This window comes from Paenibacillus vandeheii (genome assembly GCF_030433635.1).
Lineage (GTDB): Bacteria > Bacillota > Bacilli > Paenibacillales > Paenibacillaceae > Paenibacillus > Paenibacillus vandeheii.
Genome location: NZ_JAROCD010000015.1, coordinates 131,779 through 146,287, shown reverse-complemented (window position 1 = coordinate 146,287; position 14,509 = coordinate 131,779). Strand labels below are relative to the sequence as shown.

Annotated in this window: 11 protein-coding genes; all 11 read left to right on the top strand. The window is 47.2% G+C overall.

Going from position 1 to position 14,509, the window contains the following annotated elements:
* Positions 1–367: 367 nt before the first annotated feature.
* Positions 368–2,545, top strand: coding sequence for a RelA/SpoT family protein (locus P5G61_RS26345; RefSeq protein WP_024633048.1), 2,178 nt, complete (start codon positions 368–370; stop codon positions 2,543–2,545).
* A 12-nt stretch (positions 2,546–2,557) separates the two neighbouring features.
* On the top strand, positions 2,558–3,019 hold the full coding sequence (gene dtd, locus P5G61_RS26340; RefSeq protein ID WP_301249180.1) for a D-aminoacyl-tRNA deacylase: 462 nt from the start codon (positions 2,558–2,560) through the stop codon (positions 3,017–3,019).
* A 75-nt stretch (positions 3,020–3,094) separates the two neighbouring features.
* Positions 3,095–3,262 (top strand): hypothetical protein, encoded by a 168-nt coding sequence (locus P5G61_RS26335; protein ID WP_160319650.1) that lies wholly within the window; start codon positions 3,095–3,097, stop codon positions 3,260–3,262.
* 303 nt (positions 3,263–3,565) lie between these two features.
* Positions 3,566–4,072, top strand: a complete 507-nt coding sequence (locus P5G61_RS26330) for a type 1 glutamine amidotransferase domain-containing protein (RefSeq protein ID WP_301249178.1) — start codon at positions 3,566–3,568, stop codon at positions 4,070–4,072.
* A 110-nt stretch (positions 4,073–4,182) separates the two neighbouring features.
* Positions 4,183–4,629 carry a hypothetical protein gene (locus P5G61_RS26325; protein WP_301249177.1) on the top strand — a complete coding sequence of 149 codons (447 nt, stop codon included), beginning with the start codon at positions 4,183–4,185 and terminating at the stop codon, positions 4,627–4,629.
* A gap of 614 nt (positions 4,630–5,243) precedes the next feature.
* Positions 5,244–6,512: an SEC-C metal-binding domain-containing protein gene (locus tag P5G61_RS26320; protein WP_301249176.1), complete on the top strand. Its 1,269-nt coding sequence runs from the start codon at positions 5,244–5,246 to the stop codon at positions 6,510–6,512.
* A 604-nt stretch (positions 6,513–7,116) separates the two neighbouring features.
* A complete protein-coding gene (gene hisS / locus P5G61_RS26315) occupies positions 7,117–8,367 on the top strand; it encodes a histidine--tRNA ligase (protein ID WP_301249174.1) in 1,251 nt (416 codons plus the stop codon).
* Between the two features lie 105 nt (positions 8,368–8,472).
* Positions 8,473–10,251, top strand: coding sequence for an aspartate--tRNA ligase (gene aspS / locus P5G61_RS26310; protein WP_063567716.1), 1,779 nt, complete (start codon positions 8,473–8,475; stop codon positions 10,249–10,251).
* Between the two features lie 18 nt (positions 10,252–10,269).
* Positions 10,270–11,028: a tRNA threonylcarbamoyladenosine dehydratase gene (locus tag P5G61_RS26305; RefSeq protein ID WP_024633055.1), complete on the top strand. Its 759-nt coding sequence runs from the start codon at positions 10,270–10,272 to the stop codon at positions 11,026–11,028.
* 186 nt (positions 11,029–11,214) lie between these two features.
* Positions 11,215–12,513, top strand: a complete 1,299-nt coding sequence (locus P5G61_RS26300; RefSeq protein WP_301249171.1) for an NCS2 family permease — start codon at positions 11,215–11,217, stop codon at positions 12,511–12,513.
* A 70-nt stretch (positions 12,514–12,583) separates the two neighbouring features.
* Positions 12,584–14,377 (top strand): ABC transporter ATP-binding protein, encoded by a 1,794-nt coding sequence (locus P5G61_RS26295; protein WP_301249169.1) that lies wholly within the window; start codon positions 12,584–12,586, stop codon positions 14,375–14,377.
* The last annotated feature ends 132 nt before the right edge of the window (positions 14,378–14,509 follow it).

Sequence of the window (14,509 nt, the reverse complement as noted above, 5' to 3'; positions counted from 1 at the left end):
TCATCTCCTTTTTCCGAAACACAAATCTTCAATATAGTACAGAGTTTCTCTTCATTTAGCAATAACATTTTTCCGCTGAGCATTGAAAGCTCTATTTATTTTTACAATCTATCCTTCTATTTCGGTAAATAACGGTAATAATATATGGTAATTGAGGATCACCTCGGAGCCCTGTGGAGGACTGGGCAAGCTCTTTAGGGAATGATGCATCACGTATAAAAAAATTGGATATGTGCTCTTATTCGTCAGTAGTTGACGGGAAACGGGCGAAGCGTCATAATTATAGGAAATTACTTTTACGGGGAACCTGTGTTGATATTATGTCACGGGTTCCATTTTGTATAGAAAGGACACGGAACAGATCAGAATGGGCATAGAGCAATTACTCGAGAAGGCCGGGGCATATATCAAAGAACCCGATCTGGTGCGCATACGTGAAGCTTACGAATTTGCTGATCAGGCCCACCATGGACAGACGCGAAAATCGGGAGAACCGTATATTCTGCATCCGCTTGCGGTTGCCGATATTGTTGTAAACATGCAGATGGACACCATCTCCATAATTGCAGCGCTTCTTCATGATGTAGTAGAAGATACTACGGTTTCACTTGAAGAAATCCGCAATCATTTCGGCAATACGTGTGCCATGCTTGTTGACGGCTTGACGAAGCTGGAACGTATTCAGTTTCGCTCCAAGGAAGAACAGCAGAACGAGAACTACCGCAAAATGTTCATCGCCATGGCGCAGGACATCCGTGTCATCGTGATCAAATTGGCTGACCGTCTGCATAATATGCGGACACTCAAGTTTCAGTCGGAAGAGAGCCAACGCCGGATTTCATATGAAACGTTGGAGATTTTCTGTCCGATTGCTAATCGTCTGGGTATCTCTGCGATCAAATGGGAAATGGAGGATATCGCCCTCCGTTATTTGAATCCGCAGCAATATTACCGAATCGCAAACCTGATGCACAAAAAGCGTGCGGAACGTGAGCAATATATAGATACCGTTATGGACGGTATTACGAGCAAGCTGGATGAGATGGGAATTCAGGCAGATCTGTCGGGTCGTCCTAAGCACATCTACAGCGTGTTCAAAAAAATGACTACGAAAAACAAACAGTTTAACGAGATTTATGATCTGCTTGCGATTCGTATTATTGTGGATAACATCAAGGATTGTTATGCTACGCTCGGAATTATACACACGTTATGGAAACCGATGCCTGGACGTTTCAAGGACTATATCGCGATGCCAAAGGCGAATATGTATCAATCGCTGCATACCACGGTCGTAGGTCCCAACGGTGAACCGACTGAAGTTCAGATCCGGACATGGGATATGCACCGCACTGCTGAATTTGGGATTGCTGCCCACTGGGCCTACAAGGAAGGCGCTGCGAACGGAAATAATTTTGAAGATAAAATTACGTTCTTCCGCGAGATTCTTGAACTTCAAAATGAAGCGCAGGATGCGTCTGAATTTGTAGAATCACTCAAAATGGATTTCTTCTCGGATCTGGTGTTTGTATTCACACCAAAAGGTGAAGTTATTGAATTGCCTACCGGATCTGTTCCATTGGATTTTGCATACAGAATCCATACAGAGGTGGGTAATCGAACGATTGGTGCGAAAGTAAATGGTCGTATCGTTCCGCTCGATTATCATCTCAAGACAGGCGATATCATTGAAATTTTGACGTCCAAACATTCTTACGGGCCGAGCCAGGACTGGCTTAAAATTGCAAAATCCTCTCACGCACGAGCGAAGATCAAGCAATGGTTCAAAAAGGAACGACGCGAAGAAAACGTTGAAAAGGGACGCGACAGTTGCGAACGTGAACTTAAGCGCATGGGGCTTGATCCATCTGCCTGGATGACGGACGATAAGTTGCAGGAAGCAGCCAAAAAGTATGCCTTCAATGATATTGAGGATATGCTCGCAGCGGTTGGATTTGGTGGCATTACGGCTGCTCAGATTGTGACCAAAGCAACGGAGAAACTCCGCAAGGAGCAGGAAGAATCCAGCTTGCTGGAACTGAATTCCGAGATGCGTGAGCTGAAGCCTGCACCTGAACGCAAAAACCGTCCGACCAATGGCATTCGTGTCAAAGGCATAGACAATTTGCTTGTTCGTTTTGCGCGCTGCTGTAACCCTGTACCAGGGGATGCTATTATCGGGTATGTTACACGTGGGCGCGGGGTTTCCGTGCATCGCAGCGACTGTCCAAATATTCCGTCCAGTACGGATGGAGAAGAAGCAGCTCGCGTCATTGAAGTCGAGTGGGAAGAGAATATTGAAGCCAACTACAGTGTGGATATTGAGATTACGGGCCATGATCGCAATGGTTTACTCAATGAAGTGCTTCAGGCTGTGTCCGAAAGTAAAACCAATATATCTGCCGTCACCGGACGTACAGATAAAAATAAATTAGCATTGGTGCACGTCACAATTCTGATACGTAATACGGAGCATCTGCATTCGGTTGTGGAACGAATCAAACGGGTGAAAGATGTCTATTCTGTGCATCGGATTATGCAGTAAGGAGCCTGTAAGATGAGGGTGCTTGTACAACGCTGTAAAGAGGCTCAGGTGACCGTTGGAGACGAGCTGACGGGAAGAATTGAATCTGGATTGATGTTACTCGTGGGCATTACACATGAGGACACGGAGAAGGATGCCATATATTTGGCAGACAAAATTGCTGGACTTCGAATCTTTGAGGATGAGCAGGAAAAGATGAATCTCAGTCTGATGGATGTGGGCGGGGCTGTATTATCTGTCTCACAATTTACATTGTACGGAGTTTGTCGCAAAGGGAAACGCCCAAGCTTTGCAGCGGCAGCTAGACCTGAAGCGGCAGAATTGTTGTATGAAACATTCAATCAGCTGTTACGGGATAAAGGAATTCAGGTGGAAACCGGGCGTTTCGGTGCGATGATGGATGTGACCTTTACCAATTGGGGACCCGTGACTTTAATGCTCGAAAGCCCTATTCGTCAAGAGGCGCATGCATAATTGATGGGGGAACAGGCCATAATGAGGGATAATTCGGTTCATAACATAAGATGATCAAAGGAGTACCCCACCCTTATGCGCCAATCCGTCAAGGAAACACGTTCCCGAATAGAACCTTTGCTTCTACCTGGAAACCTGTATGAGTCCCTGAAGCTTGCCCGCGCTGCTGCCGAATGTGCAACAACAATTTGGGCCCTTCAGGATTCGGATAAAGGGGAGCAGAGCCGTCTTCCGCGTGACTGAGTGCTGACAGTATTCGATTAAATATTTAGGTAACAAAAGCGAAAAAGTCTTGATTCGATCATCGAATCAAGACTTTTTTTGTTAGGAAGCTTAATCATTTCGGAGTTGGAGTGTTTAATCAAAGTCAAAATAATACAGGTTCGTCTTGTTATAAATGACTCTGGTTAGGGTAATAACAGAACGAGGCACGATGCGTGCCAGGTTCAGTGTTTATTACGGGCAATGAACAAGAAATGTAGAATATAAGTTTCTGCGATTACCCGATTTCAAGAAATTTCGAATACGGAAAGGAGAACATACGTTATGAGTAAAGTTGCTTTTTTATTGGCGAATGATTTTGAAGATTCGGAAATGCAGGTACCATATGATGAGGTGAAAAAAGCCGGACACGATGTGGAAATTATCGGCTTGAAAGCAGGAGAGACACTGAAAGGTAAAGGTGGTAAAGCCTTCTACACTTCAGACAAAGCGATTTCCGAAGTCTCTGCTTCCGACTATGATGCGGTTGTGATTCCAGGGGGATCTTCTCCAGAGAATCTACGTACAGATGCGCACATTCTGAAATTCGTAACGGAGATCAACAGTGCGAAGAAACCAATCGCTGCGATCTGCCATGGTCCTCAAATTCTGGCCTCTGCCAATCTGTTGAAAGGACGGACAATTACGTCCTATCCACCGCTCAAGGATGACATGGTGAACGCTGGAGCAGAATTTAAGGACCAGGAAGCTGTTGTGGACGGCAATTATATTACATCCCGTTCACCTGCTGATGAACCGGCATTTGTCCGCGAGCTGCTAAAAGTTATTTAATGAGATTGAGTTAGGTAACTATCCGTTATAAATGGTTACGTTATAGGTGGAACCGAAAACTTCTAAGTTTACGTTTCATCAGCGTTTATTCCGATAAAGGAGGGTTTGACATGACAAAACACATTCAGGCGTATTTTCGGACCGAGGACGAGGCGGAGGGAGCAAGAACTTCACTTCAGACGTTCCGTACAGAGCATTTGGAAGTAGGGCAACTGGACAGTGCAGTTGGCAGAGATAAACGGATTATGGTACCTCTGGTGCCTTATAACACAGCAGGTGGCGTAGGAACCAATGGAGCCATGGGTGTCGGTGCAGCACCCGGAGTTCCCGCTAGTGAAAATGTAATTCCGGTCGTCAGTAATGTGGATCGCGATTCTGAGAGAGGTTCCCGTGATAATGTCAATGAGGATGGCGACCTGTTGGATGCTGCGGATGTGTCCTCGGCTGACTATGACGATCTGCATTATGTTTTGTCTGCCAAAGTAAGGGATGAGGATTATGAGGAAATCGTTCATAAACTTCGTTCTAACCAAGCTTATGTGGAAGAATTGAATTAATACGTAAAAGATAGTCCTTGCAAGGCCTGACTTCGTGTCAGGAGCCTTTGCAGGGGCTTTTATTATGTAGAAAAAAATAAAATTTAAAGCGCTATCATTTTTGTAATATTACTGTAATATTAGTTACATAAGCCTTTAACATAGCCCGTTTATAATAACACACATGACCCCCTTTTTTTATATATCCTTTGAGCCTGCACACCGTGTGCAGGTTTTTTTTTTGAGATGAAAATGTATATGTTTTGGGCAAAGCTTACCCCGTATTTAAATTTTTGCTAGAATAGAGAAATGGATTTAAATATTTTAAAGCGAATTGTTTTCATAGTTAGGCTACATTGGTCGGTAAATCAAGCTTCTAGCGATTGGGCTCAGGCGAATCCAATCCTATGATAGAGAGTGTGAGGAATTCATCGCCAGAGTGATCCGTCATATTCCAGATGAACATATACTCGCTGAAACGGCCCCCGCCCTTATATAAGAGCGGGGCAGCCGTTTCTGCTTATGGAACTTGACAGTTATATAGAATGCCTCGTTTGAGAAATGAATCCTATAATGATAAAGCAACAGTGTTCTCATGCGAAATGGCTAGTGAAAGATTTAAGGGGGAATTAGTTTTGAGTAAGGTTGGAAGAAATGATGTATGCCCATGCGGAAGCGGGAAAAAATATAAGAAATGCTGTCTGGACAAGGAGCCCTCTGCGGTAGAATCCGTACTGCGGCTGATATCAACCGAGCAGCCTGTCCAGGAAGCCTCGATTCAGCCTGAGAGCAAACTGACCTTGACCAAGCTGAAAAAGATGGTAGCGCACGAACTGAAATGGGCGCATCCGGCTCATGAACAGCTGGCCCTGCAGCTTATTGAGGACATGAGGAACCAATACGAGCGGGAGCTGATTTTGGAAGCTCTGGTGCTATGGAATGGTTATTCCCGTCAGACCCGCCCTACTGTAAAGAAGACAGGCTCGTTCTGTGCCGCAATTGAGTATCTGCTGTCCGAGGAATACGGCTTCAATGTTCCGAAGGACGAGCTGGCCGTTAAATATGAGGTAACGACTGCCACGATCTCCCGAAAGGTTAAGGAGATGTTCAATTACATCGAAGAATACGGCATGGGCGGCGAAACGGACGAGCTGATGATTCTGAACAGCCCAGGCACATCGAAGGACAAAGCGCAGGCTCTGCTGAATAAGGCGATGGAAGCCAGTTCTTCCAAACGCAGAATACAGCTGGCGAAAACGGCCCTGGAGATGTATTCTGACAGCTGTGATGCGTATCTTATTCTGGCTGAGGAATCGGACAATGAGCCTGATGCACGAGCGTACCTCAAGGCCGGAATCGCTGCTGGCGAACGCGAACTGGGCGAACTGTTTTTTGAGAAGAATAAAGGGGACTTTTGGGGGCTTCATGTGACTCGTCCATATATCCGGATATGCAAAAGTTATGCCGAATCCTGCTGGTTTGGCGGAGATGTCGAAGAAGCGGCACAAATCCTGGAGCATATTTTGGAGCTTAATACGGAAGACAATACCGGAGCGCGTTACCTGCTCGCTGCTGTGTATTTGTACAACAACCAATTGAAGCAGGCAGAGAAACTGATGGAGAAGTATGGGAAAGGTGACGCCGCAGCCGCCTTTGCCTATGACCAGATCATTCTGGAGTATAAGAAGAACGGAATCACCTCCCAGCTCAAAATGCTGTACCGTGTGGCCCGGGGTGTGAACAAGCATGTGCCTGACTATCTGCTGGGTTTGAAGCGGCTGCCGCATAACCTCCCTGATTTTGTCGGAATGGGCAATTCCGACGAAGCGATTGAATATGTCATTATGCACTCCCGTCTATGGGCGAATGTGCCGGATCTGTTGAAGTGGATGCTGAAACAATAGAGATATAAGAAGGCAATAGAAGTTGGAATTCATTTGATGAATCCAGCTTCTATTAACCTTGATATCTGTGGACTCCGCATCCCGTACGACGTGTGAGAATTTTTTTTAGTGCTATCTTTTTGTGTTAGCCCTTGACTTTAGCACTGCGGTTCATTACAATCAGAAAATAAATTAAGATTATAAAATAACACTTTTCAAATAATATAACTTGATGATTTGATGACGGGACCAAGTACTCCGTGCCCACATGAACAGAGAGGAATCCCCAGGCTGTAAGGATTCTCTTGATGAGCGGACGAATGACTTCCCCGAGAACAGACGGCGAACACTTTAGATTTATATCTGATGGTCATTAGCCGGCCTGCGCAGGGCGTGCGTTATACGTAGAGCGGAATGATCTGTGTTTGATCGGATTGCCTGGAGCAACCCTACATCATTACACGATTACCTGAACGGCGAAAGTGTCAGGGATTCCGGAATGTGGGTGGTACCACGGGTGAATGTGTAAACACAATCCCTCGTCCCTTTGTTTGCTGTTTATACAGCGACAGGGCGAGGGGTTTTTTTATTATACAGAGAAAAATAGATGCTGGAGGGATGAAAGATGGCTTTTCAAAAACCGACTGGAACGCAGGACTTGCTGCCTGGTGTTGTAGAAAAGTGGCAGTTCGTAGAGGAAAAAGCGCGTGATCTGTGTCGCCGTTTTAATTATCGCGAGATTCGCACACCGATCTTCGAACAGACTTCTTTATTTGTACGAGGCGTTGGGGAAACAACCGATATTGTTGAAAAAGAAATGTACACCTTCAATGATAAAGGGAACCGCAGCATGACCCTTCGACCAGAGGGTACAGCGGGGGTTGTCCGCGCTTATGTGGAAAATAAAATCTATGGCGAACCGGATGTGAGCAAGCTTTATTACATCGGTCCGATGTTCCGGTACGAACGTCCGCAAGCAGGTCGCCAGCGTCAGTTCCACCAGTTCGGCGTAGAAGCCATCGGAGCCCTTGATCCTGCGATCGATGCTGAAGTCATTGCGCTTGGGTATCAACTGTGTGTAGAACTGGGATTGAAAGATGTCAAAGTCGAAATCAACTCGGTCGGTAACCCAACCAGCCGTGCGGAATATCGCGAAAAATTGCTTGGATTCCTCAGACCAATGAAAGACAGTCTGTGCAAGGACTGCCAATCCCGGATGGAACGTAACCCGCTGCGTGTGCTCGACTGCAAAGTTGATCAGGACAAGTTCGCAGGGGCACCGTCCATCTTGGATAGTCTTGATGAAGAGTCCTTGAACCACTTTGCCAAGCTGAAAGAGTATCTGGATGACTTTGGCGTAGATTACGCGGTGAACAATCGCCTGGTACGCGGACTGGATTACTACACCTTGACTGCTTTTGAATTGAAAGCCCAAGGTATTGGCGCGATTGATACAGTCGGCGGTGGCGGCAGATACAACGGTCTCGTTGGAGATATCGGTGGACCTGATCAGCCTGGTATTGGTTTCGGTATCGGTCTGGAGCGTATTCACCTCATTCTGGAACACCAGAACATTGATGTTAGTTCCCTTGCCCCGCTCGATGTATATTTTGTTGCTCTTGGTGAAGCAGCCGATCGTGAAGTCAATCGTCAGCTGTTCAAGCTCCGTCAATCCGGACTGTCCGGTGAACGCGATTATCTCGGTCGCAAGATGAAAGCACAGATGAAGTCTGCCGACCGATTCAAAGCCCGTTACACTGCCATTCTTGGTGATGATGAACTGGAGCGCGGCGAGATTGCCCTGAAGTCCATGGATACAGGTGAACAACAAACGGTGAAGCTGGATGATCTTGTTGCCACGGTAAGTGGAAAGTAAGCAGTAATACCATTTGAATAAAATTGTCTTCACGCAACCGCACTGTTGAAAAGCGGGCTCTGCCCGCCCATACAGAACGGAAATTCACATATGAGGAGTTTGGTTATGAAAAGAAGTCATCATTGCGGCGCGTTAACACCCGCACACATCGGTGAAACTGTAACATTGAACGGCTGGGTACAGACCCGCCGTGACCTGGGGGGCGTACTGTTTATCGATCTGCGTGACCGCAGCGGAATTGTACAGGTTGTTTTTAACCCGGCATACTCTGGCGAAGCATTGCAAATCGCTGACAGAGTGCGGAGCGAGTATGTTATCGCGGTAACGGGTAAAGTCGTTAAACGTGACGAAGAGACTGTAAACAAAAACTTGCCTACAGGCGAAATTGAAGTCCAAATTACGGAGATTGAAGTGCTGAACGCGGCCAAAACACCTCCATTCTTCATCGAAGATGGTGTGGAAGTCGACGAGTCCCTTCGATTGAAATATCGTTACCTGGACCTGCGTCGTCCGGAAATGTTCGAAACATTGAAATTGCGTTCCAAAGCATCCAAAGTGTTCCGTGATTATCTGGATGGAGAAGAATTCGTTGAAGTAGAAACACCAATCCTGACGAAGAGCTCCCCGGAAGGTGCGCGTGATTATCTCGTACCAAGCCGTGTGCATGAAGGTGAATTCTTCGCCCTGCCGCAATCCCCGCAAATTTACAAACAATTGCTGATGGTCGGCGGACTTGAGCGTTACTATCAAATCGCCCGTTGTTTCCGTGATGAAGATTTGCGTGCAGACCGTCAACCGGAATTCACCCAAGTCGACATCGAGACTTCCTTCCTGCAACAGGATGACCTGCTGCCAATGATGGAAGAACTGATGGCCAAATTGCTGCGTGAGACGAAAGGTATTGAGCTGGAGCTGCCGTTCCAACGGATTACGTATGCAGATGCCATGGGTAAATACGGTTCGGACAAGCCGGATCTGCGTTTTGGCATGGAACTGGTAGAAATGAACGATATCGTAGCAAACAGTGGTGTGAAAGTATTTGCTTCTGTCATCGAAAAAGGTGGGGAAGTGAAGGTTCTGAACGCCAAAGGCTGTGGCACATGGAGCCGTAAGGAAATCGATGACCTCGGACCATTCGCAGCACGTTACGGTGCAAAAGGATTGGCATGGATTCAAGTCAAAGATGGCGAGTTCAAAGGACCAATCGTGAAGTTCTTTACGCCAGAAGAGATCGAAGCCGTTAAAGAACGTACTGGCGCTGAAGAGGGCGACTTGCTGCTCTTCTCTGCTGATACCAAAAAAGTGGTTGCAGATGTACTGGGAGCGCTTCGTCTGAAAATTGGTCGTCAACTCGGTCTGATCGATGACAGCAAATTCAAATTTGCATGGGTTGTAGACTTCCCGCTGCTCGGGTACGATGAAGATGCGAAACGCTATGTAGCAGAACACCATCCGTTCACACGTCCAAAAGACGAAGATGTGCATCTGTTTGACACCGATCCGGGTGCGATCCGCGCTCAAGCGTATGACCTTGTTCTGAATGGTTATGAAGTGGGCGGCGGTTCGATGCGTATCTATAAACGTGATGTTCAGGAAAAAATGTTTGCTGCCCTGGGACTCTCTCCGGAAGTAGCCAACGAGAAATTCGGTTATCTGCTCGAAGCATTCGAATACGGAACGCCACCACACGGCGGAATCGCTTTTGGTCTCGACCGTCTGGTGATGCTGCTGGCAGGACGTACGAATCTGCGTGAAACGATTGCCTTCCCGAAAACGGCAAGTGCAACGGACCTGCTCATGAATGCACCTTCTGAAGTGGATAACTCCCAATTGGAACAACTTCACATCCGCGTAGCCCGTAAACCGGTGGCGGAAAAGAAATAAAGGAGGCATCGATTCTCAATGCTCCATCAATTTTCAAGAACAGAATTGGCTATCGGACCTGAAGGTCTGAACGCTTTGAAAAATAGTACAGTAGCTGTGCTTGGCATCGGCGGCGTGGGCGGTATTGCAGTGGAAGCCCTCGCTCGCAGCGGTGTTGGCCGTATCATTCTGATTGATAAAGACGTGGTGGACATCACGAACATCAATCGTCAGATTCATGCTTTGACAACGACCGTGGGTCAGAAAAAAGCAGATTTGATGGTGGAACGGGTGAAGCTCATCAATCCAGAGTGTGACGCAATTGCACTGAATATGTTTTACACGGAAGAGACGTATGAGGAATTGTTCAAGTATGAGCTGGATTATGTGCTGGACGCTTCCGACACGATTATCTACAAAATCCACCTCATCAAGGAATGCCTCAAACGGAAGATTCCGGTCATTTCCAGTATGGGTGCGGCAAACAAAATGGACCCGACGAAATTCCAGGTTGCGGATATTTCGAAAACGACCATGGACCCCATTGCTCGTGTTGTCCGTACGACACTTCGCAAAGACGGTATTAAAAAAGGTGTGAAAGTGGTCTTTTCAACCGAAAAGCCGCTCAAACCACGCGAAGATGTAACACAGAAAATTGTACCTGAAAATGCGCCGGAAATTCGCAAGGCCAAACAGCCACCAGCGAGTAACGCCTTTGTTCCTCCGGTAGCCGGACTGATTATGGTCAGTGTTGCCGTCAAGGAACTGATTGAAATTGCAGAGAACAAGCAGCAGTAATCTGCTGTAAGGGAAAAGCGTAGATGCCGACAAGGTATCTGCGCTTTTTTGAATGCGCAAAACCCTAACCAATGTCAGGTTTACGTGATGTACTTCGATCCCAAAACCGTGTATGATATGTGGTGCTGCGCGAAATGATGATAACTACATAGAGAAACGGCAGTGAGAGAGAGGGGAACGGAACGAATGAAACAAGGATGGATGGCCAGACGACTTGGCCTAGAGCCGGGAGACCAGTGGAAGAAGGAAATTATGGCGGGGGCCATTTCCTATTTTGCCGTGGTGTATATCGTGATGGTCAATGCAACAATTCTCGCGGATGCCGGAATGCCGCTGCAGGCGGCTATGGTGGGCACACTTTTGACCTCCATTGCAGGGTGTTTGTTCATGGCATTTGGCGGTAAATCACCGATTATCGTTGTACCTGGCATGGGTATCAATGCATTTTTCACTTACACACTCGTACATTCGATGAAATTGAGCTGGCAGGAAGCCTTGGCGGTTGTATCGGTCACAGGTGTGCTATTTTCGGTCGTGACGTTTACATCGTTATATAAAATGATCAGCGAGGCCATTCCCAAAAACCTGCAGCATGGCATCACAGTGGGAATCGGTCTATTCCTGACGTTTATCGGTTTGCAAAAAAGCGGTATCGTCATCGCACATCAGACGACGTTTGTAGCCATTGGGCATTTTAACGACCCTGGAGTAATTACTGCTTGTGTTACACTTGTGCTTGCATTGATTCTATTTATACGAAATGTACAGGGCGGGCTTCTGATCAGTATTCTGGCGGGAACAGGACTGGCTTATGTGCTTGGGGCAGTAAAACCGGGTGAGCCCGTGTCTGCCGCTGAAGCATTGCAACAATATGGCGGTTTGTTCGCTGAGCTCTCCTTCGCAAATCTGGTGGACTTGTCGTTCTGGATTGCTGTATTTCTGTTGCTGCTGATTGTTGTATTTGAAAATATCGGCCTGATTACGGCCCAGACCCATTTGATTGGTCGCCCCGAAAGATTTAAAGGCAGCTTGCGAGCCCTGTCAATTTCGAATATTTTTGCCGGGATCTTTGGAAGCAGCCCTACTGTAGCTGCGGCTGAGACAACAGCCGGTATAGCTGCAGGCGGGCGTTCAGGCTTGACTCCACTGGTTACCGCAGTGCTATTCGGTGCAACATTCTTCTTTATTCCACTGCTGGGTTATATCCCGGACAGTGCCATCGCTCCCATTTTGATCATTATAGGCGGATTGATGGTACAGGATGTGAAGGACATGGATTTCCGTGATTTTACGGAAGCTTTCCCGGCTTTTCTGATCATGGTCATGATTCCATTTACATATAGCATCGTCGACGGTATGGCATTTGGATTCATTGCGTATCCCGTAGCGAAGCTGGCGGTGGGTCAGGGTAAGCAGGTGCCTAAAGTCATGTATGGCATTGCCATTCTGTTTTTGGCCAATTTTGTTCTGCACGGGATATTGTAAAAGATAGGAAACGTTATGTTAACTCATACGTATGATCTCTGGTGAACATCGGGAGAACGGGGGAACGGGAATGGAAGAGCAACAACAAGCGGATCAAGCTGAACCGAAAGTAGGGAAAAAAGGATTCAGGGATTTTGTGAAGCTAATTGCTGCAACAAATCCACCGAAGCTTATTCTGATTATAGCGTTAATCCTGACACTCATTCAGACGACAGCTGGCCTGATTGTCCCGCTGATGACCAAAGGTCTGATTGATGGGCTGACGATGTCCGCACTGAACAAGTCTGTTATTTTTCTGCTGCTGGGAGCATTCGTTATTCAGGCCATCGCTTCAGGCATCAGCATCTACATGTTGAACTATGCAGGCCAGCGCGTGGTTGCGACATTGCGAACGAAGCTGTGGAACAAAGTATTATCCTTGCCGATGCCATATTTCGACCGAAATCGTACGGGTGATACGATGAGTCGAATCACGAATGATACGAGTCAGATTATGACGCTCATTGCGGATTATCTCGTTTCTTTTGTATCCAATATCGTTGCGGTTGTGGGCGGGGTAGCGTTGCTTTTCTATCTGGATTGGGTCATGTCGCTTATTATCCTGAGTCTGGTCCCGCTCACGCTGCTGATTCTGTTACCTGTCGGACGTAAAATGTACAAAATCTCCAAAAAGCAGCAGGACGAAATGGCGGGCCTTACTTCCGTGCTCAGCCAAGTCATTGGCGAGATTCGTTTGGTGAAAGCTTATGGTACGGAGAAACAGGAGGCGGAAGCAGGCGATTCCCGCATTGGCAAGATGTTTGCTTTTGGACTACAGGAAGCTCGGATCTTGGCGTTGATCGGTCCGCTCTTTACATTTGTCATGACGGCTGTACTGGTTGTTATTCTGGGTGTTGGCGGCATGCGGGTGGCTTCGGGATTGCTGTCTCCGGGAGAACTGGTTGCCTTCATTCTGTTGTTGTTCCAGGTCATTATGCCGATGGGGCAATTTACGACACTGTATTCTCGTTTGCAAAAGGTTGTCGGTGCGACAGAGCGCATTCAGGCTATTCTGGCTCATGAAGAAGAACCGCGTCATAGCACAGCAATTGCTCCCAAGGGCAATGAGACGATTACGTTTAACAATCTGCACTTCTCTTACGTGACAGGGGAAGAGGTACTGCATGGGATTAATCTGACTGTTCCTGCCCGTAAAGTGACGGCCATTGTGGGACCAAGCGGCAGCGGGAAATCAACGCTGTTCTCCTTGTTGGAACAGTTCTACCTTCCAGGATCGGGCAGCATTTCGTACGGTGGACAAGCCATCACGGAATATTCGTTAGCCTCCTGGCGCAGCAAAATTGGATATGTTTCACAAGAAAGCCCACTGATGGCAGGCACAATTAAGGAAAACATGACATACGGGCTGGGCCGTGAGGCAAGTATGGAGGAAATTAGACAGGCGGCAGAAATGGCGTATTCCTCCGCTTTTATTGATAAACTGCCTCAGGGCTACGATACGGAAGTGGGAGAACGCGGGATCAAGCTCTCCGGTGGTCAACGCCAACGGATCGCTATTGCTCGTGCACTGCTGCGCAGCCCGGATATTCTGATGCTGGATGAAGCGACGTCCAGTTTGGACAGCACCTCGGAACATGAAGTACAGCAAGCGCTGTCCAATCTGATGGAAGGACGAACAACGGTTGTCATTGCACACCGCTTGTCCACCGTCGTCGACTCTGATCAGATTGTTGTTCTGGAACAGGGCCATGTGACGGGAACCGGAACACATGCGGAGCTGATCAGTACACATCCGGTATACCGGGAGCTGGCCCAGAAACAGTTTGTAGCACAGGATGGGAAGACGGATTCGGAGTCGGAATAATGAAAAGAGTGACCGTTGTTCATCTGTTCATTGCGAACAGGAACAGCGGTTTCTTTTATTTTGCTATCCGGGTTACTGTAGCTTTTTGTACATCAATATGATATAGTGGGTATCCTTTTGTGTCGTCAGTGT